Source organism: Paenibacillus sp. FSL R5-0912 (assembly GCF_000758605.1).
Taxonomy (GTDB): domain Bacteria; phylum Bacillota; class Bacilli; order Paenibacillales; family Paenibacillaceae; genus Paenibacillus_AQ.
On record NZ_CP009282.1, the window covers coordinates 4,620,847 to 4,646,689 of the forward strand.

Below are 25,843 nucleotides of genomic sequence, written 5' to 3' on the forward strand. Positions count from 1 at the left end.
ATATTACGGAGGGAGAATCATGAACATTCGGTTTACAAATCCCAGAATGTTATTGCCACTTGGAGTTCTGATTACCAATATAGGGAACGGTATGTATACTTTGGCTGTCGGCAAACTGCTGTACGATCAGACCGGTTCCTCCACTCCCTTTGCGCTGCTGCTGATGATGGAAGCGGTATTGACCTTCTCTACCCAGGCTATTGCCAGCTCCGCCGTTGACAGAGGACGTGCCAAGCAATGTGCATTTATCGCCGAATCGATACGCGGCTTAGCGGTTTTGACAGCAGCCGCTTTCGTATTCGCCGGTCATCCGGCAAGTATCTTGCTCGCTGCGGTCATTATCAACCTGCTGCGCCCGTTCTACAGAACGGCCAGCTTCGCCATCGGCCCCATGATTGCCGATGGCAAGCAGCTAGCCGTTTATAACGCCCGGACCAGCACCTTTTTTCAGATTGGACAGTTCTTGGGAGCCGGTATCGCCGGTGTGGTTATTTCATTCCTGTCACCCGAAGTGGCCATCGCCCTTAACGGTATCTCCTATCTTCTGTCAGCACTCTGTATAGGTTTAGCAGCCATTCCGGGACAAAAACTCAGAGCCCGTCAAGGCAGCGGGTTCGGTTCCGCTCTGGCCTCCATCAGTCCCAAGCGCTTTTGGCGGGAATGGACCGATCTGCTTGCGCTGGTGCTCAGAAAAAATGCAAAGGTACTGGGATTGGCCGTGCTGTGCACTGCCGATTTCATCGTTGTATCCTTCATCAACATTTCCTATGCGCCAATTCTGGAGACTATGGATGCACCCTCCTGGTGGCTATCCATATGGGATTCCGCCTTCTCGATTGGCGCCATTGCCGGAGCCTATCTATTCGGAAGGATGGACCATTCCCAAATCCGTATGAACCGCACCGCGCTGGCGCTGGTTGTGCAGGGACTGAATATTGCCGCAATCGGACTCATGAACCACCCGGTCTGGCTCTCGCCATTAATGCTGTTTCTGGGAGTCTCCAATGCTTTCTCGGTATCGAGCTTCACTTATTCGCTCCAGCTTACGGCGCCGGCGGAGTTCCATGGAAGAATATCCGGCATCCGGCAGTTTTTTATTTCCGCGGCCACAATGCTTGTAATTCCGTTGCTGTCCTTCGCAATGAACGGAAACGTGTCACTGTCCTCCTTGCTCGCCGGCGTAATATGCCTCGGTGTTGCTTCCGTGGTTCTACTCTATTTATCACCGCTGCTGAGCCGTCCCTTAAGCCATTCCGGCTCTATAGCGGGTGAACAGGAGGTGAGCTGATGCTTGCGCAGGCTCTCGTTGCCTCCACCCGGCGCCACTCTGCCAGGGCAGCCGTCCGGTATGGCGGTCAAACCCTCACTTACGAGCAACTGATTACCGAAGCCAGTGCCGTTGCAGCAGAGCTTCGCCGGCTCGCAGACCGGATGGAGCTGCCGGAGGAAGAACCAGCCTGCGGACTGCTGTTCAATCATGGCATTTCGGGAATTATCGGGGTCGTTGCTTCCGTTCTGGCCGGACTTGTCTATGTGCCCCTGGACGCCTCTTACCCACCTGGCCGGTTATCACAGATTTCCCGGCATTCGGGAATCCGTATTATGGTTACAGACCTTGATGGATTGGCAGCTGCAGAAGCCATAGGCTCCGGGCTTTCTTTTCCGGGGGAAATTGTAAGGGTTGACGCCCCCTCCTTCAAGCCAGGCAGTAAACCTGAAATTCCGGGAAAGATGCATAAGCGTCAATATCTGCTGTATACCTCCGGCTCTACAGGCGTACCCAAAGGTGTGGTCCAGCAAGGCGCGTCCATTGTCCATTTTGCAGAGACCTATATCCGCGAGCAGGGTATTACCGCAGATGACCGGTTAACTTTATTCTCTACCTTTGGTCACGATGCCGCTGTGGTGGACATTTTTGCCGGACTGCTGTCCGGTGCTTGTCTGTATCCCCTGGATTTGCGCATTCCAGAGAATCTGCTAAGATTACCCGGCTGGCTTGAAGGCAATGGCATCACCGTGTGGCACAGCGTACCGAGCCTGTTCCGTACATTCTTCACCTCTGTCCGCCGGCTGCCTCAGCTTCCTTCTCTGCGTCTTGCCGTCCTGGGGGGAGAAGCGCTACGCGCAGGTGATTACAGCCTTTGTTCCGGGAGACTTCCGGGCACGAAGTTGTACAGTCTCTACGGACAGACCGAATCCTCTTATTCAGCCGGCCATTTCATATCCAGCGCCAGGGATGCTTCAGCTGTAGGCTTACCCCTCGCAGGCACGAAGCTGCTTATCGCTCGCGGAGAAGGGAGCTTCACCGTTATCTCTCCGCGGGGGAGCTTAACGCAAGAAAGCTGCGAACTTCTGCGGACTCATAGAATTCCGGCGGGTGAGTTGCTAATCGCTTCTGCCTATGTAGCTGAGGGATACTTCAATGCCGCAGATGCATCGGAGCAAGCATTCATTACCTCCCCTGCATTCGGTACCATCTATCGGACCGGTGATATGGCCGAGATAGACGATACCGGCAGGATCATGTTCAGGGGAAGAATAGACGCTCAGATCAAAATCCGGGGATACCGCATTGAGCCGGGAGAGATCGAGTCGCATATTCTCACCATCGCAGGGGTTAAGGAATGCGCGGTGCTTCCCATAGTACGGGACGGGCAGGCCACATTGACAGGATTCATTCAGGCCGACCACTCCCTGTCACTTGCCTCGGTTAATCTGTGGTTGTCCCAACGGCTGCCTGATTATATGCTGCTCTCCGAAGTTATAATGAAAGAACAATTCCCTCATACCTTAACCGGCAAGATTGACCGGAGAGGTCTTGCAGACAATTACGGCGAGATGATTATAAGCTAGAACAAGAAGGGCTGGATCAGGGCATCACCCCGATCCAGCCCTTTTTGCCTTACCTGTGTTAAGGCTCAATCCCCCACACCAGCTGGCCATTCATATATCCGGTCACCTGCTCATTGTTAACAAATTGACTAGCGGATGCCTTGAACGAGTAATCGTTAGCCTGATTGTAATTGGACCAGTCGGTTTTGGAGAAGCGGGTCTGGATTTCGGCGCTCTGGCCGGGGTTTAGCGTCCCAGCCGAACTTGCGAAGCCAATTTCAAGAGCATACTCGGCACCGTTAGCCGGGGTATCCAGCTTCACGAATCTGCTGGTTACATTCGCGCTGCCGACACTGGACCAGTCGATCCAGGAGCTCTGATCTTTCTCGCCGTCAATCGTGTAGTAATACCGGAGCTTCACATCACTAAGCTGAACTGCCGAATTACCGCTATTGACGACTTTGAATTTGGCCGAAATTCCGTTAGTAGAGGCACTGGTGTTGCCATTAAAAGCCTGGATCGTCAAATTGCCCGCTGGTACCGGTACACTGGTATCCGCAGCATTCACTGTAAGCACAGCGTTATTTCCTCCATTGAAATGGAAGGTGATCGCATTCTGACCAAGCGGCAGCGTAGAGAGATAGGATTTTTTCAAGACGATCGTTGCGCCTGATGCCGTATAATCCTGGCCCGATACAAGCGTGTTGCTTCCATGCGTCAGGTTTGCAAGCTGATGTCCGTTTAAGGTAAGGGCTACGGAAATATCCTGCGCTTGGACCGGCGCTTTATCAAAGTCCGCGCTCACAGGCGTAATAGATGCGCTTGGAGTTGGATCATCAATTGTTAAATCAGGCAGCTCATCCAGCGTAATCACATAATCGCTCTGATATAGCGTGGTCAGTGTAGCCGGATAATTAAAGGCAGAACTCATGAGATGCTCGCCATACCACGGCAGGAAATAGAGCCAGCCCGACTTCTCCTCGGTCAGATTCTGTACGCTTGGGACAGTATCATTCTCGGTCATGGCTACCATTTTGGTGCCGCCAGTTAGATCCACCAGCTGATAGAAGGTCGAGGTAATCGCATCCTCATTGGGAACGCCGGACAAACCGTCATAGCGGTTGTAGACGGTATTGTATTTGTCGTAGCCGACAATATCCACCTGATCGTTACCGGGATACCAGGCGGGAGAAGTGCTGTACACATAGCTGTTATACGTCCAGATCAGGTTGTGCAGGTCGTAGGTTTCTGTAAGCTCGGTATAGAGCTGATCCCACAGCTGCTTATATACCTCTGCGCCTGCCGAGGCCCACCAGAACCACGCGCCTTGCCCGTTCAACCCGCCGTTGCCCTCTGCTTCATGATAGGGTCTGAAAATAACCGGCACGTTGTTATCCTGCAGAATCTGCAGCTGCTCCGCCAAATCCGCTATGGCCAGCATTACGTACTGGTACTCTTTTGTCCCGGGAATTACCGCATTAGCTGTATTGAAATTAGTTTCCGTCGGCTTGTAGGTCGCTTCCTTCCAATCTACGAATTCCCCGAGCTGATAGGCGGTGAAATCCCGGGGAACTGTGAGATGCCAGCTATTGGTCGCGATCCCGCCCCGGTTGTTCACCCAATCGATCATCCGGGCAGTTGTGCCGTCCTCCCAGCCATACAGCGGATTGTAGTTCATCAGATCGAACCCGCGGATAGCCGGATACTTGCCGGTTAAATTATGAATCCAGTCGAACTCCAGCTCGGAATTCCCGTCATTGCCTCCCCCGTAAATCTCCTGCTGGCCGGAGAGCACATGATTGCCGTACACCTCTGTCATATAATTCATCAGCAGCTGAGTTTCCGGTGTAGCTTGAGTATCACTGAGGACAGGCTGCACATCCAGGGGGTCCAGATCGGCAACCTCCACAGTGAAGCTGTCAAAATAAGCGAAGCCCCAGCCTGCCTTCAGCTGAATGATGTTACTGCCCTGATTCAGCTTGTGATAGCCAAAATCGAAATCCGACCAAGTGGTCGTGTAAGGCAGCATATACGAACCTTTCGTAACGCCGTTAACGTTCAACGATTGAAGCCGGCCGTCTGCGCTGAGCTCCTGCATATAACGGGTAGAGATCGTGTACATGCCAGTTTCCGGGACCGTCACATTGAAGGTAAGGGTGCCTGAATTCTGCATCCAGACAAAACCGCTCCCGGTGTAGCCGGGCTTAGGTTGTCCGTAAATTTGAGTCGTCACTTGAAGATCGGAGGTGAGCTGAGCATTTTCGCTTTCAATTGTGAAAAGTGCGTTATCTGCATGAACGGGCGGCGCTGTCATCACTCCAAGCAGCAGAGTAAATGCCAGAATCATTGTGCTTGCCTTCTTGAGCAAATTTTTCATTTCCACCTTTCCTCTCTACGATAAAATGGCAAATACTTTATTAACCTTTCAAAATATGGTTACGCTTTCATAGAAAACATAGCACAAATTCCATATTATGTAAATCCACTTTTTTTGAAATTTATTATATGTATGTATTCTGGAATTCCTGAAGGATGTTCTCCATGGAATACCTACGATGTATACTCGTATGGCTTCGATAGCATAGGTATGATCAGGTGTTTCTACAAGCCTCGAAATAGCGTTCAGCACATCACCCATGCATGTAAAAAGCTCCTGCAGCACAAGGGCTGCAGGAGCTGCTTCATGTATCTATTCCGCTTACAAATACCTCTTGATTATGCGCCTGCCAGGGCCGCAACCTGAACCTGAAGCTCCTTAACCAGCTTCCGCATATCCTGCCCTTCCTTCTGCTGCTTCTGGACAACAGTAGTCAGCACACCGATGATATCCATCAGCACAACGGACTTGTGATCGGAGGTAGAGAAGATTTGCGGCACCTCCTCGGCGATAAAACCGATGTTCTGTTTCTTGGCATTCTCCGCTTTATAGTTGAAGGTCACCGGCTTCAGCTTGTTCAGCAGCTCCAAGGCTCTTTTCACCGGAAGGCTGGCGATGTTCTCCTTGTAGGTTCTGGAGGAGGTCTGTGCGAAGTTAGTCGCCCGCAGGTTGCCGTCTACATCCAGCTTGTAATCATCGGTTGGGGTTTTGCCAATCCCCACATTGCTGCTGGAATCCAACGTTACTGCGCCTGCCACCTGGACCAGCTGATCATAGACAGCATCCTTGCAGACCAGAGTCTGCATAGTATCTTCTATACCGGCCTGCCATACATTGGCTGCATTATCCCAGAGAATCCGGGCCTTTTTGTCCGCTCCTCGGGTAACCTCGATCCCCTGGCTGACCACAAGACTGCCGCTGATTACGGCATCCTTCGCTGTCAGTTTATTGCTGAGGACAAGGTCCTTCACTGACAGCGTAGCGGTGACCGCCGCATCCTTAGCAGTCAACGTTCCGCTGAGTGCCGCATCCTTAGCAGCCAATGCACCGGTGAGTGTAGCATCCTTAGCGGTTAATGCGCCGCTGAGCGCCGCATCCACTGCAGTCAGCTTCCCGGACACTGCTGCGTTGCCGTTCACATCCAGCTTGGCGGTTGGCGCAGCGGTGCCAATCCCGAGATTGCCGGAAGCAACCTTCAGCACGCCACTCAGATCCGTCAGCTCCTGATGGGTATGACCGCTGTAAGCAAGCTGCTTCAAGCTGCCCGCAATCCCAGCCTGCCATTCCCCCACCCCTTCGTTCCACACCATCTGTGCCTTCGCATCTGTGCCTCTACCTACTTCAATCCCCTGGCTGAGGATAAGGCTGCCTGTTATTGCCGCATCCTTGGCGGTGAAGGTTCCGCTAACTGCTGCTTCTTTAGCCGTTAATGCGCCGCTGACTGTGGCATTCTTAGCAGTCAGTATACCACTAACATTAGCATCCTTAAGTTCGGCTGTGCCGCTCAGTGTTGCGTTCTGAGCCGTTAATACGCCACTAATCGACGCATCTTTAGCCGTTAACGAGCCACTGACTGTAGCATTGGTAACCGTCAATTGGCCGGATACAGCCGCGTTGCCGTTCACATCCAGCTTGGCCGTTGGTGCCGCGGTGCCAATACCCAGATTCCCGGATACAACCTTCAGCACACCGGACAGCTCCGTCAACTCCTGGTGGGTATGGCCGCTGTAGGAGAGCTGCTTCATGCTGCCTGCAGTGCCGGCCAGCCAGGCATCCAGCGATTCATCCCAGAGGATCTGCGCCTTCGGATCTGTTCCCCTGCCCACTGCAATCCCCTGGCTGAGGGTAAGACTGCCGGTGACTGCCGCATCCTTGGCGGTGAAGGTCCCGCTAACTGCTGCATCCTTTGCTGTCAGCCCACCGCTGAATGTGGCATCTTTCGCAGTCAACGCCCCGCTGACTGTAACATCCTTGAGTGCGGCCGTGCCGCTCAGTGATGCACCTCCAGCCGTCAATGTACCGCTGACCGCTGCATCAATAACTGTCAGCTTCCCGCTCACAGCCACATTGCCGTTCACATCCAGCTTGGCCGTTGGCGCTGCAGTGCCAATCCCGACATTGCCTGCATCCACGGTTATCGCTCCGGATAAGGAGGCAAACTCAGGATGGGTATGACCCTTGAATTCAATGGCCTTCAGGGTGTTCGAGATGCCGGCCAGCCATTCATCGGCGGTCTCATCCCACAGCAGCTGGGCGGGTAGAGCAGTCCCTCCGCGGAATACCTCCAGCCCGGCATTTTTGACAACCGGGGTGGCCTGAGGCGAATATTTGTTGACTCTTATGATGTTGTCCTCGACTTCGAGGGTTGCCGCATTGATGGTCACGATATCTCCATTGACGGTCAAATTGCCGTTCACAGTCAAATCCTTGGACAAAACGGCACTCACTGCACTGAGATCGCCCCTGACCGCCGCATTGCCTTGAACATCGAGCTTGGCTCCAGGATTGTAGGTCCCTATACCGACATTGCCGGCTCCGGTTACACTGAACGCAGTATCTCCACTGGATACCTTGACATCGACCAGCGCAAGCGGAGTTGTGGTTCCGATCCCTACATTGCCCTGGGCATCCGAATACACAGCAATGGTATTGCCCAGGGAATTGAACAGCTTGTTCTGGCCGCCCTTGCCTGTCCCGAATTCCGCGAGGGTATCCCCGTCGCCATAGAACCAGGCCTTCTGCTCGTTATTCCAGACAATGCGGGCATTCGGCAATTTCTCCCCGTTGCTGTCCAGACCGCGGGGGGCTTCAAAGCCTCCGGCCACCACATTGCCGCCAACGGATACATTATTGCTTATTGCGGCATTGACTGCTTTCAATCCCTTGTTAAACGTTACATCACCGTCAAACGCCGCCTCATTGTGTGCGGTAAGCTTGCCTGAGAAGGAAGCGGCCCCGGAGACCTCTGTCTCCGTACGGAAGATTGCTTTGCCCGCCACATCCAGTACTTCGGTAGGATTATCGGTGCCCACTCCCATCTTTCCGCTGCGGGTCAGGCTAAGCACCGTTTTGCCGGCGGTTCCCAGCTTCCAGCGGTCCTTCGCCCACTTGATCTGCGCACTGGTCTCTGTCCCCTGCATAACCTCTAGGCCGTCTCCGACTGTCACCGTTCCGGCAATTGCGGCGCTTGCTGCCGTCAATCCCCCGGAGATCACGGCACTTACAGCCTTCACTCCGCCGGAGGCAGTGACATTGCCTGAGGAATCCACGACCAATGCAGCACTGTCTGTTGGTGTGGCAAGCTGCCACTGGTCCTTATTCTCATCCCAGGACAGCTTGGCCGGCGTCTCGCCAGCGCCGCGGTAAATCTCCAAGCCTCCACCGGACAGCGAGGTAACCGCATCGGCATCCTTATTGATCGTAATCCAAGGACTGCCGATATCCAGCTCATCCGTAGCAATATTGGCAAAGGTCCCCCGGATCTCCAGGTCGCCGGCTACCGTCAGGCTGCTGCCGACCGTCAGATCATGATGGACATCCACATCGCCCTCGGCACTGGCACTAAGCGCCAGTACGTCATTCTGCGGATTGTAGAGCTGGCTGTGGATGTGCAGAGAATCTGCATTCCCCATTTGGGTAAGCTTGTCCCAGGAGCTGCCGCTTGCGACATTCTCGAGTGCAGTGCCGATGCCGATCTTCCATTTCCGCTCACTTTCGCTCCAGATCATTCTGGCCGCCGGCTGCGATTCTCCACGGTAGACCTCAATGCCGCTCTCGTTCGCAGGCGGCGAATCGCCTTCGAACTTGTTGATCTCGATGATGTTGTTGGTGACGACGAGATCCTCACGTTCAACGGTGGTCGTGGTGCCTTTGACAATCAGGTTGCCGTCTACCCGCACCTGGCCCTGAACCGCCAGGCCGCCGCTGATATCTGCCCCGTTGTTGACCGTAAGTGTGCCCTGGACCTCAGCCCCGTTAATGATCTCAATATCACCATCGGAAGTGGTCTGAAGCGCCGTGTTACCTTCGCTGTCACTCAGGGAGTTATGCCGGTGCAGGCCATCGGCATCGGAGCTTACTCCCCCGGTCAGCGCGTCCCAATTGCTGCCGTAGGCAATATTGGACAGCTCATCCCCCAGTCCCAGCTTCCATCTGCCCTCCGTCTCATCCCAGAGCAGCTTGGCGCTTGGATTCAGCTTGCCCCGGTAGACCTCGATGCTGCTCTGTTTCAGGGCTGAACTGTTGCCTTCGAATTTATTCATCTCAATCCGGTTGCTGACCACCACCAGATCTTCCTTTTTGACGAATGTAGTGGTGCCCTTTACCGTCAGATCCCCTTCAATTGTAGCGGAACCGCCCACTTTCAGGTCGGCCTTAAGATCCGCACTGCCCTTGGCAAGCAGGGTACCGCCAATCTCCAGATTCCCGGATGCCGACAGCTTCCCCTGCCCGTCAGCCGACAGAATGGTTCCGCCGGATGGTGTGCTCAGTGTGCTATGCTTGTGGGACGTATCGGCCACAGAGCCGTTCGTCAGCGAGTCCCACTTCGTGCCATACGGAATATCCGACATGCTGCCCTCAAGTCCGATTTTCCATTTGCGGTCCGTCTCATTCCATTCCATACGGGCTTGCGGATTCTGGCTGCCCCGGTATACATCCAGCCCCCCCTTGCTGCCTAACGCCGTGTGATCCTCCGCTTTGTTCACGGTCAGGAAGCTGTCTGCCACCTCCTGCTCAACTTTCCTGATCACGACCTCTTCTTCCCTGACAATCAGCTTGTTCACGGTCAGCGTCTCGCCGACCATCAGCTCATGGGGAATATTCACATTGCCGTCTGCACCAATCTCCAGGGCCAGCAAGCTCTTATCTTCATTGTGAAACTGCCGGTGGGTATGCAGGCTGTCTGCATTATGACTGCCGCCGGTAAGCTCTTCCCATTGCTTCCCGTCCGGGATATCGGTCATATCCCCGTTAGCGGTGCCGATCTGCCACGATTGCGCCGCCTCATTCCAGGCGATTTTGGCATTCGGCAGCGTTGCCCCGCGGAAGACTTCAAGACCATCCTTGCCGGACACAAGCGTTCCGGATACGCTCATTCCCCTGTCTACCAGGATATTTCCCTGATCGTCAGTGCGGAGTACCGGCTTGCCGTCCGCAGCATTCAGCTGGCTGTGGGTATGCAGGCTATCCGCATTCGCTCCGTGATGCAGCTGCTCCCAGTCTGCCCCATAGGCGACCTTGAACATGCCGCTGGTCTTGTCGCCCTCCTTCAGATCCGTTCCGATCATCCAGCCTTGATTATTCTCATCCCATTGCAGCTTGGCGCCGGGCTGATCCTTACGCAGAATCTCAATGCCCATTCTGTCTTCCTCTGCGGCATTCTGATTGAGTGTAACCTTGCTTCCGCCAATCACCAGCTGGGGGACATCCAGCACCGCCATCCCCCCGCTGACTTCGATCCCGCTCTTGGCAGAGAACGGGCCCTCGGCAGTGACCGCACCGGCAATTTCCATATCGCCGGAATCATTGACCTTGAATACCTTCTCACTGCCGGAGGTAACGGATAGCCCCCCGTTTACATCCACATCACCATAGGTGCTGATGGCTCCCGCGCGGATATTCCCCGTGAATTCTGTCTGTGCAGCGTGAACATTAAGCCGGTTCCCTTCCTCCCCGTCCTCATCCTTCGAATTGCTGAGGAAAGGAATCTCCGGGTCCTCCTTGGAGCCGATAATGATCTTATCCGCCTTCAGCTTGGTCCCGCCTACAGCCCGGGTCACCAGCGCCGATCCGTCAACATCCGTCTCATAGATCTGATCAATGCTCAAGGCTCCATCCTGAGTATGCGTCAAGGTTACACGGGCCAGCAGAATATTCTTGGATACATCTGCAGGCTTCCGGGAGCTGGCCTGGATGTCCGCAAGCTCCAGCACATGAATCGCCTGGCCTCCCCCCTTGATAAGATCGGGATCTGCCAGCTCTTCCTTATAGCTGACCGAAATATAGATCTGGTCCGAGGTGCTGTATCCTGAAAGATCGAGCACCCTGCCCGGGTGAGCGTCACTTACCAGAATTTCCTGGCTGATCTCTTCATTGTTCTCCGGATCGGTGACACGGTTGAGGGCAAAGCCCGGAGCAATCTCAACTTTGGTCAGGTCCCGCCCGGTAACCTTAAGGCCGTCCACGACTCCCCAATCATGAAAATAACGGTTATGCAGCCGCTGCACGCGCTTATGATAATTCTGATCCAGCGTCAGATCCTCTTCCTTAAGCAGCAGCCCGTTGAAATAATTCATGCGTTTCATATCCTTTGGCACAATCCCACTCCTCCCGGCTCTTCATGTGTACTGCCTGATCAGGCCTGAACGGACTCTTCTTCTGCGGCAATCAATTCTTCCAGCACCTGGATGGCCCCGCTGATCCGCGTCAGGGTATACCCCAGATTGGTGCGTTTCTCATCCAGCTCCTGGATCATCTGCCGGCCGGATTCCAGCTCTGCCTTCAGTTCATTCATTCGTGCTTCCAATTGTTCTTTCATGAGTTCATCCTCCTATGGATTAAGCACCCTTCAGGGTGTCGATTTGTTTTTGCATTCTCGCGATCGCTTTCTGCTGATCCTTCATTACGCTGGTGAGGACGGCAATGATGTCCATACCGCTGATCGCCCGCTGGTCAGGGTCGGCCAGAACTGCCGGCACTTCTTCAGCAATGAATCCCAGCGTTCTTTGCTTCGTGCTTCCCTTGTATTTAAAAGAGACCGGATTCAGCCCGTCCAGCAGCTGCTTCGCTTCCTTGACCGGGATATCCGAAATATTGTCCTTCAGCTCACGCGAGGACCACCAGTACATGCTGCCGTTGGCATAGACACCGCCGCTGGCATGCAGATAGATGCGGTCACCGGCATCATTGGATACTCCGATATCCAGCACACAGTTCTCTCCGCTGGTCGGGTAATACTTGATCCAGGCCGAGTCACCGCTGCCGCCGCCGGGATCTGACGGGAAGATGATGCCGTTATTGCCGCTGCCCGCGCTCGGGATCAGAGCATTTCTCACTTCAAGACTGCTGTGAACAGAAGCATAGGACCAGTCGTTGCCGTAATTGAGCACCAGATGGCTGCCGTTATCGACCAGTGCCCTGCCGGGAGCTCCACGGCGGCCCGGATAACCGATGTAGAAATCGGCACAGCGGACAATGGCGGCAAATTCTTCGGCCACATCCAGCTTTTTGAATTTTCCGGCGAAGTTGAACACATCTGTTTTGATGCTGCCTTGAATCTGGAGATCCCCTTTGATGAGGGCGCCCCCGTTCACCTGCAGGAAGCCGTTCACATCCAGATTGTCCCAGATGGAGACTCTGCGTGATCCCGACTTTCCGTTTCCTGCAATCATGAGTGAATTATAGCTGGTGGTATCATTGCTGATTTCGGCATTATTCACAGACTGGCTGGTGAAGCCTGACCATCTGGAGGTGAAGCGGACCGGATTCTGGCCGCTCAGGACACGCAGCTCACCGGCCACATCCAGCTTATCCGCCGGGGTCAGTGTCCCTACGCCCACATTGCCGGAGGCATTCAGGGAGATATGGTCACTGCCGTCATTGGAGGTGCCGATTTCCAGCGTGCAATCCTCTCCGGTCCGCGGATAGTACTTGATCCACGCCAGATCTGAACCGCCGCCGCCCGGATTTGCCGGGAAGATAATACCGTTATGCGCGCCGTTGCCCGCACTCGGAATAATCTCCTGTGAGGCCTGCATTTTACCGTTAACATACAGAAATCCGTTCACATCAAGCCGGTCCCAGACGGCAACCTTCCGCCCCTGCCCGGCAGACTGATTGCCGACAATCATCAGCGCTTTGTGGTCCGTGATATCGTTACTGATCTCGGCGCCGTTGATCTGATTATCAGGGAAGCCTGTCCACGCGGAGGTGAAGCGGACAGGGTTCCTGCCGCTGAGAATACGCACGCTGCCATCGACATCCAGAGAATCCTCCAGCACCTTCTGCGGCCCGACTCCGACATAGCCGTTCTTATTCCAGGAGAGCACCGGCTTGTCTGTCCGGGAGCCGTCGCTGTTAACCGTTCTGGTGCCAAGAACCCCGCCGCTGCCCCCGAATAATACGGGGCCGTCCACCGCAGCAGCAGCGAAAGGCTTACCGGTTCCGAACCAGCCCAGACCATGCGAGCTGTCGATAGTGTCCGGGTTCGTTCCCTTCAGCCACAGGATCTTGTCATCCTTAAGCGCCAGATCAGCATCGCTATAGACCTTGTCTGCGCCCGTGAAGCCGAAGGAGAGACCTCCCGGTGACGACAGCTTGCTGTGCCGGTGCAGCAGATCGGCAAATTCATACTTGATCAGGCTATCCCACTCATTGCCATAGGCGATCTTCTTCAGATCCGAGCCGATCCCCGCCTTGAAGCATTGATCCGCTTCCACCCATACAATCCGAGCGTCATGTGTGCCGCCATCCCCGCGGTAGACTTCCAGACCGCCGTCACGCGGACCGGGAAATTCATAGTCCGGATCATCGGTATTCGGGCTGTTCACCTCGACGAAGCTGTTCATGATCCGCATTTCACTTTGAGATTTATCCTTGCTCTGCAGGATGAGCTCTCCCTCAAGCGTCAAATCTCCGGCAATGCTAATGGCTCCTGTGAAATGCGTTTCTTTTGCGTTGACCTCAAGCATCTTGCCTTCCTGCAGCGTATATACGGACGGCATGGCAGCCAGAGCTGCCTCATCCAGCTCTGTGCTGTCCATGCTGTCTTCACTTTTAGCCTTGATCACCAGCTTCTCCGTCACCAGCTTCTTGCCGGCAGCGCCTGCGTAGGTCCTCAGCGGTGTGCGGGCTGCATCACTGTCATAATCGAATATGCACGCACTGTCGATCACAATTCCATTGTCCTGCTTGCGGGGAACCACCCTGGCCAGGAGGATTTTGTCAGTGCCCCCGGGCTTCACGGTACCATGGCCGATCTTGCCCCGCTCCCAGATGTGAATCTCCTGCCCCTGGCCCCGCTCAATATTGCGTTCAGCCTCGACCTCTTCATAGCTGACCCAGATATATATGCTTTCATTGGCATTGTACTCGGAGAGATCCACCGGATTGTCAGGATGTCCCTCATACATAAGAATTTCCTGGCTGATGCTCTCGCGCTTTCCGCTGCTGGGGTCCTCGGCTACCACCTGATTCAGTGCAAGCCCTTCGGCAATTTTCACCTTCATGTATTCCGCCTGGTCCACTAGCGGCAGCACCTTCAGTCCGCAGACAATGCCCCAGGTATGCAGATAACGGTTATGCAGCCGCTGCAAGCGCAGATAGAAATCCTGATCGAGCTTGTAATCCTCCGCATTCAGGAAGAGTCCGTCAAAGTAACGCATCCGTTTTAATTCTTTTCCCATGATTCGCTTGCCTCCCGATCTATAATCTCTATTGCTCTGTCATACCCCCGAGTAAGGTCTCCATGCCCACGCGCCCATAGACCCCCAGGCACATCTGCGGAACTTCTATATTCAGGCTGGAATTGGTGTAAAATGGCTTCTCCTTACGGATCACCTCCTGCAGGTTTCGCACTTTGCGCTGCAGAAGACTGCGGCTGTATGCCGGAAGGATGATATGAACGGAGAAATAGCTCGGCTCTGCCGCTCCAACCATCGTATTGATGCCTACACGCTGGGCAATGCCGCAACGTACAGGCTCCTCATAATTATGAATTTGAATGGCAGCCTCTTCACCCGCATAGACCTGCAGATATTCCGCCAAGCCGTCCAGGGTACCCCGTTTCTTGTAGAGCTGGACAATACTGCCTAGCAGCTTACGGTTGACTGTGCTGCGGGCCTCCGCAAGCGGGAGAATCTGCATCGGGGCAAGGGTGCGTTCCTGGTTATCCTGCTCTCCGTCGTATTCCACACCCTCAGCAAGCTGGAGGCCTACCCAGCCTGCAAGCCAGGGCAGAAATTGGGAAGGCGCCAGCTCCGGATCAAAATAGTGATGCAGCTCATCCAGCAGCGCTTCAATCCCCGCTGATTCGCCGGCCGTTTCCGTTGTACCGGAGAGCATCGCTTCAAAGGCCCTCAGAAAACGTCCCAGAAAATAATGTTCATCCGATTCCCCTGATTTCTGCTGGAACACTCTGGGAAGGTACTGTACGTACCTGTAATCATTCTGACTGCTCATGCTTCCACCTCAATCTTCAGGTCCTTCAGCTTAAATAATTGGAACGGCAGCAGGTCGGGAGAGTCCAGCGTCACACTCGTCACATGATCAATTCCGGTTATCCCTTCGACCAGATGATACAGATCCGAGGCATACAGCTTTCTTCCCGGAGACCAGCCCCGGCCTTCCTCTCCGCCGCTTACCGGGTCCAGAAATTGCACAATGCTGTCGTTAACGATGCTGCCGATGTTTTTGTTCCTGGAAGAAACCGTCATCTCAATCACAACCTCCCGGTAATCGGGCTCGACCACATGGACACGGGTTGTCAGCAGCTTGCGGGCATCCAGATAAGCCTTTACGCTTTGTCTGATCTCCGCGACTTCCCGGAGCAGATCCTTCTGATTCTCCGTCTGCAGCACCAGAATCACGGAGACATGCCCGAAGGCTTCCTTACTCCCTCCGGTGCCGTTCTCCATATCCGTATTAATCAGACAGAGCGTGCGCACCTTGAGGTCGGGATACGTGTCCAGAATGCCCGGGATTTCCAGCAGGCATTGCCTGGAGAGCAGCTGGAAATCCTCTGCCGTTACGGCCCTGTAGCATTCTGAGAACTGCTTCGCCCCGCGGCGTATTCCGCTTGTCAGCTCCTCCTCTTCACCCAGGGTTATCCCCAGCAGCTTGAGAAACTGCAGCTTGCTCTCGTCCGTCACCTGGTCAATCCGGTAGAGGACCATTTCACTGAAATAGGCAAACAGCTCCACCAGTGTAATGCCGGGATCGGAGGGGTTATAATTCGTCCAATCCGGATCGTAGAGCGGAATCAGTGTTTTGGCATCCGCTACAAGCTGGTCAAAGCCAAGATCATCCAGGTTCAGTACTGGAAGCGGCATAGGTTATTCCTCCTTTCTGGCTCAATGCCATGTTACTGTTCCAAGGGAAAACAATACGGACACCGCTTCGCCGTCTCCGGCAGACCGGACAGTCCTGTCAGATACTTGCGTTCCTCCTTGAGGATGGCTTCCAGCCTGCAGTCTGCCGTTGTCCCGGTCAAGTCATGGAGCAGGCCTGAACTCTTATCCATAAGATAGGGAAAGATATGCTCCTCCGGCTTGTTCACCAGCTGCATCCCGCCGCAGATCAGCTCATCCTCTTCCAGGAAAATATTCTCGCTGCTGATTCCATGGATTTTGAGCGGGGTCGTGTTGACATACTCATCCGTCCGGCTCAGGAAGACAATATCCTTCTGCTCGAATACGGCGGTTTTGACAAAAAAGGAAGCCACACCCGCGTCCAATCCATTCAGAATATAGGTGCGGACCGTCAGATCATCGGTGATGTCGAATTCAAGGTCGCTGCCCTCGGGATAGCTCCGTTCCAGCGGTTCCTCGTCCAGGGTCTGACATTCCAGAATGTCGCCGTTAATGGAGCGGACAATCAGCTCTACCGGCTCATAGTTTCTGTAGCGGAGCCTGATGATTCCATTCTCCTTGAATCCCTTAAGCACCAGTGACTTCACTTCGCTCCCGGCCTCCACCGGCTCTGCCAGCGCAAATTGAATGGAGTTGTCGTCAGAGCGGACCACGCTGTATTTCGGATAGGAGGCCAGGGGCTTATACGGACCGTTCTCCAAGGGCTCAAGCTTCAGCGTATAGCACTGAACCGAAGACTGGATGGCAATACCCGATACATAATCAACACCCGGCGTATTCTTGATCACAGCATAGACCTCGGACACATACAGGTTCTGGCCCAGCTCCCAGCCCGTACCTCCGTCCCCGCCATAGAGCGGGTGAAAAAACCGCTTCAGGTTGTCAATAATCCGGCCCTCCGCCACCTTCCGCTGATCTGCCGAGGTGAACGCAACGGCTGCCTCTACCCCGATCCGGACATAATCCGGACCTGTCACTTCAATTCCCGGTTCGCTTGTGTTCAGAACCGCCGAGGTCCGTTCGCACAGATAGGACTCAATTTCACTCAGCAATTCCTGACTGGGGACAGGCTTCGGATCCTCTGTCTCCGGCACTACAATGATTGTTGCTGTACCCGGAACGAATTCCAGATCACGGTTCATCGCACTGAGACATTTCACCTTGGCAATCTGGGGCATCGCCTCTCGCACCAGCCATTCCATATCCTCGGCGGTTACGCCTCTGTTCCAGCTCTTCAGCGTATGCGGCCCGCGGATCTCTGCCTGCTCCGCTTCCTCCTGGTCGAAGCCGCCGTCCGCCGCTACGGGGTTCGTCACCGAATCCAGCCAGCTGTAGCTGTCCCATATCTTGGTGATGGTGCCTGCGGCAACATTGCCGGATGCTCCGCCGCCATGCTTATAATCGCACTTGATGTTATCCGTTCCCGCCTGTGGAATCATGCCGTTCTTACCGTCCCCGAAAATAACCGTTCCGCTGCTTCTGTCCAGCATGTAGTGTCTGCCGTCCGGCCCGGATACCGAAAAGGTATCGACCTCCTCCCAGAGCACCCATTCCCCTTGTCCTGATGCCTCTCGGATACTGAGGCTCTGCCCGGGGAGCACAGGCGTCTTCGATAGCTGAAAGCTCTGGTTCTCTTCACCATTGCTGGAGCCCGGAATCTCCCCGGTTACAGCATTCGAATTGCGGGCCCATACCACATTTGTAGTTATGGCATCGACCTGAGGGACAATCTCAAAACGTCCTTCATCCAGCCGGGCACGGATCCAATAGTGCTCTGTTCCGAACAGCGGCCGCTTCTCGATGTCCGCCGGGAAGGCAAACTGCAGGATCTCCCTGCGGGTGAAGCCCCTGATCTCGTCATTTACACTTAATGTCAGCCATCTTCTGCCGTCCCAGTACTCCCAGGCAACAACCGGACGTCCCAGCTGTTCACCGGTTAGCGGAAAAAAGAGCGAGACCGGCAGATTGCGGATGTCACGGTCAAAGCCGAGATAAAAGACAGGCTCCAGCTCTGCGCAAGGGTAGAAGGGCTTAAAATACACCCCATCAGCCAGGCATGCCGCCGACTTGTCCGCGAAGCTGAAATTATTCTCTGTAAGCACGGTTTGGGGATGCGACTCCAGCGTGTAGCTGTAGGCAACGCTGAGCCTCCGGATGGAAGGCGGGGCATAGGAAGCCTGCGTAACCTTCAGCTTGGCGACATTGATGCTTCCCTCTCCCAGCTTGACCTCTTCATCCTGGTATTCATATTTCGCATCCTCACCATAATTGCCGCCCGTGATGCGGGCACGAATCCAATAGCGCTCTTCACCGCCCAGCGTCAGCAGCTTGATTCCCGGACATTCGAAGCTTAGCGTTCCACTGGCAGTCAGAGTAGCTGCGCTGCCTGTTCTGTCTTCTGAGCCCGCAGTGCCATCGCCTCGCAGCTCTTCCAGGCCGGAGATCGCGAGCCATTCCTTACCGTTCCAGTACTCCCAGCCGAGTCTCACATACGGCGTATCCGGCAGCTTGCTGATCTCCGGTTCAGACAGCTCGACCTTCAGCGTAATCCGGGAACCCGGCTTGGAGAAGGCTTCGCTGCAGGCGATATAGAAGGTGTCATTCACTTTGGGCTTGTCCCCGAAAGGATAATAATCCTTGCCCATGTCCAGCAGAGTACCGTTGTTCACCGTAACATCCGGTGCGAGCGGCAGCGGACTGACTACGTTCAGCCCGATGCGGATATCTTCGATATCCGGCATCTGAGTACTGGAGGTGATAGGCTTCTTCAGCTCGGCAAATATCCACTTGCCGGGCCATTCCCGCAGAACCTCCGCCTGTTCGTATCCGGCAAGTGTCTTCGCATGCACTCCGGACAGCTGATCGAACTGAACTACTGCCCTCCAGGCGGAATCCTCCGCGGACTCGGCCATTGAAGGGAACAGCTGCACGGTGTTCCCTTCTTCGTCGAAGCAGAACCAGTCCATATCCATGAGCAGATCCCGGGCTCCGCGCTGGCTCTTCGCGTCTGTCGCCAGTGCTGCATCCGGCTTGTTGAAATATACCGACACACGGCTGCCCGCTTCCTGGAATCCGAACAGCTCCGGATGTCCCAGGTACAGCCTGTGGACCACCGTCGAATCACCTCGGAACAATTTGGCACTCCGGCCGGTGGGCTCCTCAGCAAACAGATAATCCTGATTGGTCCACTGGTCCTCTTCGGGGTCAAGACTCACGGCCCTGACCAGCCGCGGCTGGATGACCGTCAAATCCTTCTCGGTTTCAAAAATCACCTCCGGCTGATTCTCGGGCTGGGCCGATACCCGGGTCCCTGCCGGAATGGTACTGAAGTTGTCCGCATCCGGCTTCAGCTTGAAGAGCAGCGGTACTTTGGCTGCTCTGGGTGGTGTGGGATGAATGCCGATCAGATTCAGAAAGGAGGTGAAGTTCTTCTCGGGGGCCTTGTTCAGCCGGCCGATGACTTTGCCCAGCATCCCGGTAAAGATATGGACCAGCGCATCCGCCTTCTTGTCTGCCGTAAGCTCCGGCAAATCTGTCCATTCTTTGCGGCAGTACTGGTAGATTAAACGTCTAAGCTCCGGAACCAGCTGTTCCTGATCCCGCTTATCTAGGGTAGGCACATTGTTTGGCATTATTTCCCCACACTTTCAAGGAAGAATGGATAGACCAGATTATATTTGCTGTTACTGGCCCTGATCGAATAGTCAATGGACACTTCCAGTTCAGAGCGGTCCGAGCGGGGAGTGACCGTAATATCATCCACTTCAATCCGCGGCTCCCAGTTCTGCAGTGCCTCTTCAATATAGCTTCTGAGCAGCGTAGCGGTGCTCATTGTATTCGGCGCGAATACCAGCTCGTTCAGCCTGCAGCCGAAATCCGGCCGCATCACCCGTTCGCCTCGGGCGGTTGACAGGATCATGATGATCGATTCCCGGATGGAAGCTTCTCCATCTGAAGAATTAATGCTCCCCCTCTGGACAGCGAAGGGATATTTCCAGCCCCGTCCCAAAAAATCTACGACTTCCATAACTCAGCCTCCTATTAAGACCGTTCCTGCCGCAACCACCTTGCCTGCCGGCAGGTCGGCCGGATCATTGCATGTCAGCGCCGGATCGCTGTTTCTGGCGGCCATTTTCCCGTTGATTTTTACCGATGCGCTTCCGGCAATGATTTTCCCCTGATTGGTTGGAGGCTTTTGAAAAGGGCCTCCCTGCGGAACATGGGCCGGTGTATTGGTGGCCGTGGAATCCACAGTAGCTGCCGGCCTGCCCATAATCTTCACATTTGCGCTAAGTGCGCCGTCCAGTATGCCTGTGAAGGGATGGGGCAAGGGTGTCGGAACGAGCGCCGATCCGGCCGGAAGCATTACGATATGTGTATCGGTCGCCAGAATACGGTCGCCTTTTTTCGCTGCAGGCTGTCCCATGAATGAAGCCCCCTCTCTAATTGATGTTGACCGTAGCCCCTTTGATATTCAGGCTGGCTGCCGCCTTGACATCCATCCCGGCCGAAGCTTCGAGCTTGGTATCTGCCGATGATTTCATTTCAATCGATTTGGCGGAGAGGGACAGCTTCCCGCTTGGTGCGGAAATGACAATATCCTGTCCGGACAGTAACGACAGCTTATTCGCTTTGGTATCCACGACGATTTGGTTCTTGCCTGATTTGTCGGTGATCCGTATCTGCTCCGCGCCGCTTTTGTCGTCCAGCTTGATGACATGGCCTTTGGCGGAAGTGAGTGTGATGCTCTCTTCTCCCTGGGTGTCGGCAAACTGCAGGATGTGTCCGCTGCGGGATTTGAACAGACGGATATTATTCTTACCGTCCTTGTTGGTCTCCGGCGGGATATCCTTGCCGTTCCACAAGGACCCGATCACATAGGGGCGGTTGACATCCCCGTTCTCAAAAGCGACCAGCACCTCGTCGTCCACCTCCGGCAGACAAAAGGCTCCCCGCTCCTTCCCCGCCATCCAGGAAGCCATACGGGCCCAGTTGGATTCCGGCATCCCCATCAGCGGGATCTTCACCTTCACCCGTCCGGGGCCGGGCTTATCCGCATGGTTCGCAGAATCATTGTTGATGACAATGCCCACCATCACACCGAAGATCCGTCCCTCGTTAATGATGCTGTCGACAAAATTGGTAATTGAAGGTCCTTCATTCATAGGCCAGTCCTCTTCACCTTAAAAGTCGTTGTATAGCCCTTGCTATCTATCTTGTGAACCGTGGATACTACATAATAAATGCCGCTGAAGCGCTCACCCATGCCCATCAGCTTCACCGTCTGACCGGCCCGCAGCTGCGGGTTCCCCCAGCACATGCCCTCCCCGGCGATGAAATCACGCAGGCGGCTGTTGTAGGCAGCGGAAGCAAGCCGCTTGGCCTCATTCATATCCAGCAGATTCTCCGCCATAATGGCGATCGGCGATTCCCCGATGGCCTTGGCGCTCAAGGAGAAGCCGTCTTGCTGTCCGCCCATCTTGGTCGTCTCGTCTCCGCTCTTAGCGCTGGCCTCCAGCTCCTTCTTCTCCTTCACATCCCAGCCCTTGACCTTCACCGTGCTTCCCCGGGTAAGAGCTCTCAGCTCCAGATTCAGCCGTTCGAAGTCCTTCTTGAAGCTCATCTCCGGCAGGGCCGGGGCTTTCACAGACCGGGATTTGACGAAATACAGCTTCTTGTCGGCCACGTAGAGCTCATAATCGAGCATGGCCGCCCGTTCCAGCAGAAATTCGTAATTGCTCTGATTATTCTGGAACAGGTAAGGGTACACAGTCCCCGTATCATCCACTACCGGGGTCAGTCCATGCTCCTTGGCGATTTCCGAAGCAATATCGCTGTCCTTCTTCTTCAGAAAAGCTTTGCTTCTCGTTCCCATACGCAGCCTGTGCAGCAGGTCATACCCGCGGATGTCCAGGACGGAATGCTCCGCGAAATTCAGATCAAGTGAGGTAATCTCCCCGCTGATCATCGGCTCAGGCTTGTCGAGTCCAAGCGACAGCTTCAATTGGTCTCCCGGCTTGATGCTCGCCAGATCCGTTCCCCGCCACATGCCGCTTCCGGAATTCACCATATTCATCTGGATGGAGAAAACAGCCGGCAGATTGATCTCATCCTCCAGCGTGACTCCTTCCACCGCCGCTGTCAGCTCAGCGGACAGCTTGCTCCCGTTCAGCTCAATCTTGTAATTCGCTACACTGGTGCCCATGCAATCCCCGCCTTAATCCGGGATGACCAAGGTTCTCCCGATATCATTTTTTCCAGGAAAGCCGATCGGATTGACAATCCGGTTCAGCTCGGCAATCCTGCGCCACGCCAGGGGCTCCTTCAGCGCCTCATTCGCAATGAGGTCGAGCCTGTCGCCGCTTTTCACAACCCATAGCTTCCGGCAGGCATTAAGACCCATGCTGTCTTCCACAGTTTTGTCCGACTCATCTGTAATGAAGGTTACATCGAGCAGTGAGCGGACCGGTGTGCCGTTATCCATAAACATCGTGAACTTCTGCTCAATCTTGCTGAGAAGGCCAAGGTAGGTGAAGCCGCCCCAGACGAACCTGCATTTCGGCGGCTTTTTCGTACTCTTTCCGCTTACCTTGGGGTCAAGCAGCGAGGTTAGCTGCTTGGTCTTCTTGCGCACATCCGTGCGCTGCTCATAAGTATCATAGAATAAGGACACCTTCAGCTCCGGTGTTTCAGTGATTTGAAATTGCTTGTTGTTCTTATCCCCGGTATATTTCCCCTCGAATGAAACGGTGTACTCGTTGGGGTTGAACATGACCTCAATGGGTCCTATGGGAATATCCACGGGAATAATTTTCGCTTTCTCCGCCATTATCTAAGCCCCCTCCGATCCTTGCGAATCGCCAATTTCTTCTCAAGCACCTGATAGACCCTTTCGGCCAGCAGGTTCAGTTCTGCAGCATCCATTGCTGCTGGGGCTGCCTTGGTGAAGACCTGGGATGGAAGCAGCACAGTCTCTTCCGGAAGCCTCCGTTCCATGTGCTGCTGAACCGGCTCCGGCCGGGCAGCCTTGGGTGCTTCAGGCTTCCGCAGAACCAGATTGCTGCTGCCTGCGGGCTTAAGGTACTCTTCATGCTCAGGGCCGGCACTCATGAGACTGCCTGCAGATCTTCTTCTCTGCGAAGAAGACGGCAATGCCTGCGCCTTGGGGGTGTAGAACAAGGCGGACTCCGGCGCAGCGGATAGCTTCACTCCCGGATAACCCGGCTTCGCAGCCCCAGTTAATGGTGCGGAAGCAGCCTGCCGGACCATGAACTGGGAATCTGACGAAATCCCAAGATTCAGAAGGGTCCGCAAGGAAGGCTGTTGCCTCCGGTACACCGCTACTAGTCCAGCAGGCAGCGGAGTCAGGAGTACCTGACTGCTCTCCAGCTTCTCCAGCGCAGCCGTCAGCTTCTGTCCTAGCCCCAAGTGAAGCATAGAGCCTGCCAAGGAATGCGAATCCGGATTTGGCCTGAAGATCAGGGATGGAGTGCTATACTGTGCTTCCACAGCTGTCCCGGACGATCCAGGGACTGCCTCATGTTTAGGCTTCAGTGCCATTGCCGGAGGGTCGGCCAGCTGTTCATGGCCTGCCTCCTGTCCGGGCTTCTGCCTCAAGGGCTGATTCGGAAATCCATGAGCGGCCTCTTTGTACAAGCTATAGGTCCGCAGCAGCTGAAGCTGGTGACGGACTTCCTGTGCAGCCTTGACCGTAAGGGATTCACGCTGCCGTGAAGCTCCGGTATCAGTCTGGAGCCTGTTTCCTGTAGCCCGCATTGCCAGATTACTTCCCGCTGTAGCCACTGCCGCCACCGGCAGATGATGCTGCCGCGAGGGGGGAGCTTCCGTCCGCGCCTGATCTCTTTCAGCCCTCTGAGGACTTACAGGTTCCACCGTACTCTTAGCTATATTTTCAGTGCGATATATCGTTGTTACCGGATGTTTATTACTTTGCTGCTTCCGGACTCTCTCCTGTAATACCTGTATGGAGGTAAGCCGCCCCGCTGCGGAGTGAACTCCGTTCCGTACACTATTATATTGTCCAGGATATGAAGACGGATTGCTGCCCGCAGCTTCACGGCTGCCCTGAGTAACAAGCACAATGCGGCTTACCGTTCCCGGGTCCTTCCGCCCCTGCGTTAAGGGGGAATAGACTGAATGATGAATGTAGGTTTGCTTGACAGGATAGATGTTGTTAATAACCGTGTCTGCAGGCTGCAGGGCTTCCGGCTCCGCGAACAGAAGCGGATATTGCCGCAGGATCAGGTTCTGAAGCCTGCTCCGCCACCTAGTCATGCCGTACTTCTCCAGAATGGCCTGGATGAAATCCAGTGGCTTCCGGTTCGCAGCCGAAGCCGTTGTCCGAAGGCTCTGATTCATTACCGGTACCTGTACAGCCCGTTATGAGTCAGAACCAGACTCTCCACAGCCACCGCGCTGCTGCTGGCGCTGAACGCCGGCCCTTCCCATTTGATGGGACAAGCTTCGATGAAGTTCCACCACACCTTGGGCGTGCCGGAATGATCCAGCAGACAGATGGACCCGCTGCGCCGTTTGACTACTCCATTCACCACATTCTGATACCAATTCCACAGATATTCATCGTTCGTGACCCCGTTCTTCAAGGTCAGATCCGAGTATTTGGTCTGTCCAAGGAAAACAAATTCCTTATGGTTCTCACCGCCGAAGGTTTTACGCTCCACCTGGGTCTCAATACTGAGTCCCGAGACCTCGGAGAAGCCGGCGACGGAGATCCCGTCAATCTCCACTATAAAGTTAAAGGCAAGATAGGGATCTTCCCTGTAACCGGGGGTCCAATTGCTTTTCGCACCGATATTTAGCATATTTGCCTTCATGTTATCCTCCTAAGCCTCAAAGAAGTTCTTCTTCTCTTCCCCGCCACTCAGCCTTTGGTTGATTTTGCTGACTTCGCTGCACCATCGCTCCCGTTCCGGGTGCTCCAGGTTCAGCACAGCTGTATAGTCCCAATGGAGATAGTAGGTTAGAAAGGCTACCTCCTCGTAGAGGCGGTCAAGGGGGTAGCCGACTATTCCCCCGGCGACTCCAGTTCAAGCTCAAACGGCTGCTCGCATTTGGGGCATTTCGCATGAACTGAATTCGTTCCGTTCTGGTTAATCCGGTTATACAACTCCTGCAAATAAGCAAAGTCCGACGTATACAATTCCTCGATCACTCTCGGTGTAATCATGCCAAGCCCGCCCAGGCTGGTTACTACCCTGGAGAGCAGGATCACTGTCAGATAGGCAGGATTCTGCTGGACCCGGGAATCCCGGAGCGGTGTAATTTCATCTGCAGCGGTTGCCAGTCGCATCGTGCCCTGCTTATGCAGGGTGCCCGCTTCATCCACATAGCCCTTGGGAAGGGTAAAGCTGAATTCGGTTTGTAAGAGTTCCATGATCTCCCTCGCTTCTTCTTCAGAACATTCTTGTGCCTTCGCTTTCTTCCGGCATCCCCGGCAATGAATTTGATTCCCATACCGACCATCTCATGTTTTGGCGTATTGCATCAAATTCAAGGTAACGGTGAG

Annotated in this window: 18 protein-coding genes; 2 read left to right on the forward strand and 16 right to left on the reverse strand. The window is 54.7% G+C overall.

The features are described from left to right. Positions 1 to 19 precede the first annotated feature (19 nt). Together R50912_RS19585 and R50912_RS19590 are read left to right on the forward strand one after the other, a co-directional pair. Positions 20 to 1,288 (forward strand): MFS transporter, encoded by a 1,269-nt coding sequence (locus R50912_RS19585; RefSeq protein WP_042237236.1) that lies wholly within the window; start codon positions 20 to 22, stop codon positions 1,286 to 1,288. Continuing rightward, entirely contained in the window at positions 1,288 to 2,853 is a 1,566-nt protein-coding gene (locus R50912_RS19590; RefSeq protein WP_042237239.1) for an AMP-binding protein, read from the forward strand. The genes R50912_RS19585 and R50912_RS19590 overlap by 1 nt, the downstream gene beginning before the upstream one ends. Before the next feature lie 58 nt (positions 2,854 to 2,911). Here R50912_RS19590 and R50912_RS19595 read toward each other — a convergent pair whose 3' ends face one another. From R50912_RS19595 to R50912_RS19665, 16 genes are all read right to left on the reverse strand, one after another. Further along, positions 2,912 to 5,209, reverse strand: coding sequence for a glycosyl hydrolase (locus R50912_RS19595; RefSeq protein ID WP_042237241.1), 2,298 nt, complete (start codon positions 5,207 to 5,209; stop codon positions 2,912 to 2,914). A 338-nt stretch (positions 5,210 to 5,547) separates the two neighbouring features. Further along, on the reverse strand, positions 5,548 to 11,526 hold the full coding sequence (locus R50912_RS33385; protein WP_052416506.1) for a tail fiber domain-containing protein: 5,979 nt from the start codon (positions 11,524 to 11,526) through the stop codon (positions 5,548 to 5,550). A 38-nt stretch (positions 11,527 to 11,564) separates the two neighbouring features. Further along, the gene (locus R50912_RS19605) at positions 11,565 to 11,747 is read right to left on the reverse strand and encodes a hypothetical protein (protein ID WP_042237243.1); all 183 of its coding nucleotides are present in this window, start codon (positions 11,745 to 11,747) and stop codon (positions 11,565 to 11,567) included. A 19-nt stretch (positions 11,748 to 11,766) separates the two neighbouring features. Next, a complete protein-coding gene (locus R50912_RS19610; RefSeq protein WP_042237245.1) occupies positions 11,767 to 14,613 on the reverse strand; it encodes a tail fiber domain-containing protein in 2,847 nt (948 codons plus the stop codon). 28 nt (positions 14,614 to 14,641) lie between these two features. Continuing rightward, positions 14,642 to 15,388, reverse strand: a complete 747-nt coding sequence (locus tag R50912_RS19615; RefSeq protein WP_042237247.1) for a phage tail protein — start codon at positions 15,386 to 15,388, stop codon at positions 14,642 to 14,644. After that, complete coding sequence (locus R50912_RS19620; protein ID WP_042237249.1) at positions 15,385 to 16,257, reverse strand: baseplate J/gp47 family protein; 873 nt, start codon at positions 16,255 to 16,257, stop codon at positions 15,385 to 15,387. Before R50912_RS19620 ends, R50912_RS19615 begins: the two co-directional genes overlap by 4 nt. A gap of 32 nt (positions 16,258 to 16,289) precedes the next feature. After that, positions 16,290 to 19,928, reverse strand: a complete 3,639-nt coding sequence (locus R50912_RS19625) for a putative baseplate assembly protein (protein WP_042237251.1) — start codon at positions 19,926 to 19,928, stop codon at positions 16,290 to 16,292. Next, positions 19,928 to 20,323: a GPW/gp25 family protein gene (locus R50912_RS19630; protein ID WP_042237252.1), complete on the reverse strand. Its 396-nt coding sequence runs from the start codon at positions 20,321 to 20,323 to the stop codon at positions 19,928 to 19,930. The genes R50912_RS19625 and R50912_RS19630 overlap by 1 nt, the downstream gene beginning before the upstream one ends. A gap of 3 nt (positions 20,324 to 20,326) precedes the next feature. After that, positions 20,327 to 20,722: a PAAR domain-containing protein gene (locus R50912_RS19635; protein ID WP_042237255.1), complete on the reverse strand. Its 396-nt coding sequence runs from the start codon at positions 20,720 to 20,722 to the stop codon at positions 20,327 to 20,329. 16 nt (positions 20,723 to 20,738) lie between these two features. Then, the gene (locus R50912_RS19640) at positions 20,739 to 21,461 is read right to left on the reverse strand and encodes a phage baseplate assembly protein V (RefSeq protein ID WP_042237257.1); all 723 of its coding nucleotides are present in this window, start codon (positions 21,459 to 21,461) and stop codon (positions 20,739 to 20,741) included. Then, a complete protein-coding gene (locus R50912_RS19645) occupies positions 21,458 to 22,501 on the reverse strand; it encodes a phage late control D family protein (protein ID WP_042237259.1) in 1,044 nt (347 codons plus the stop codon). Before R50912_RS19645 ends, R50912_RS19640 begins: the two co-directional genes overlap by 4 nt. 12 nt (positions 22,502 to 22,513) lie before the next feature. Further along, positions 22,514 to 23,125 carry a CIS tube protein gene (locus tag R50912_RS19650; protein ID WP_042237260.1) on the reverse strand — a complete coding sequence of 204 codons (612 nt, stop codon included), beginning with the start codon at positions 23,123 to 23,125 and terminating at the stop codon, positions 22,514 to 22,516. Continuing rightward, a complete protein-coding gene (locus R50912_RS19655; RefSeq protein ID WP_042237261.1) occupies positions 23,125 to 24,675 on the reverse strand; it encodes a hypothetical protein in 1,551 nt (516 codons plus the stop codon). Before R50912_RS19655 ends, R50912_RS19650 begins: the two co-directional genes overlap by 1 nt. Next, on the reverse strand, positions 24,675 to 25,151 hold the full coding sequence (locus R50912_RS19660) for a phage tail protein (RefSeq protein WP_042237262.1): 477 nt from the start codon (positions 25,149 to 25,151) through the stop codon (positions 24,675 to 24,677). Before R50912_RS19660 ends, R50912_RS19655 begins: the two co-directional genes overlap by 1 nt. A gap of 9 nt (positions 25,152 to 25,160) precedes the next feature. Further along, complete coding sequence (locus R50912_RS36480; protein WP_081956574.1) at positions 25,161 to 25,346, reverse strand: DUF6760 family protein; 186 nt, start codon at positions 25,344 to 25,346, stop codon at positions 25,161 to 25,163. Next, the gene (locus R50912_RS19665) at positions 25,343 to 25,711 is read right to left on the reverse strand and encodes a hypothetical protein (RefSeq protein WP_042237263.1); all 369 of its coding nucleotides are present in this window, start codon (positions 25,709 to 25,711) and stop codon (positions 25,343 to 25,345) included. The genes R50912_RS36480 and R50912_RS19665 overlap by 4 nt, the downstream gene beginning before the upstream one ends. Positions 25,712 to 25,843 lie beyond the last annotated feature (132 nt).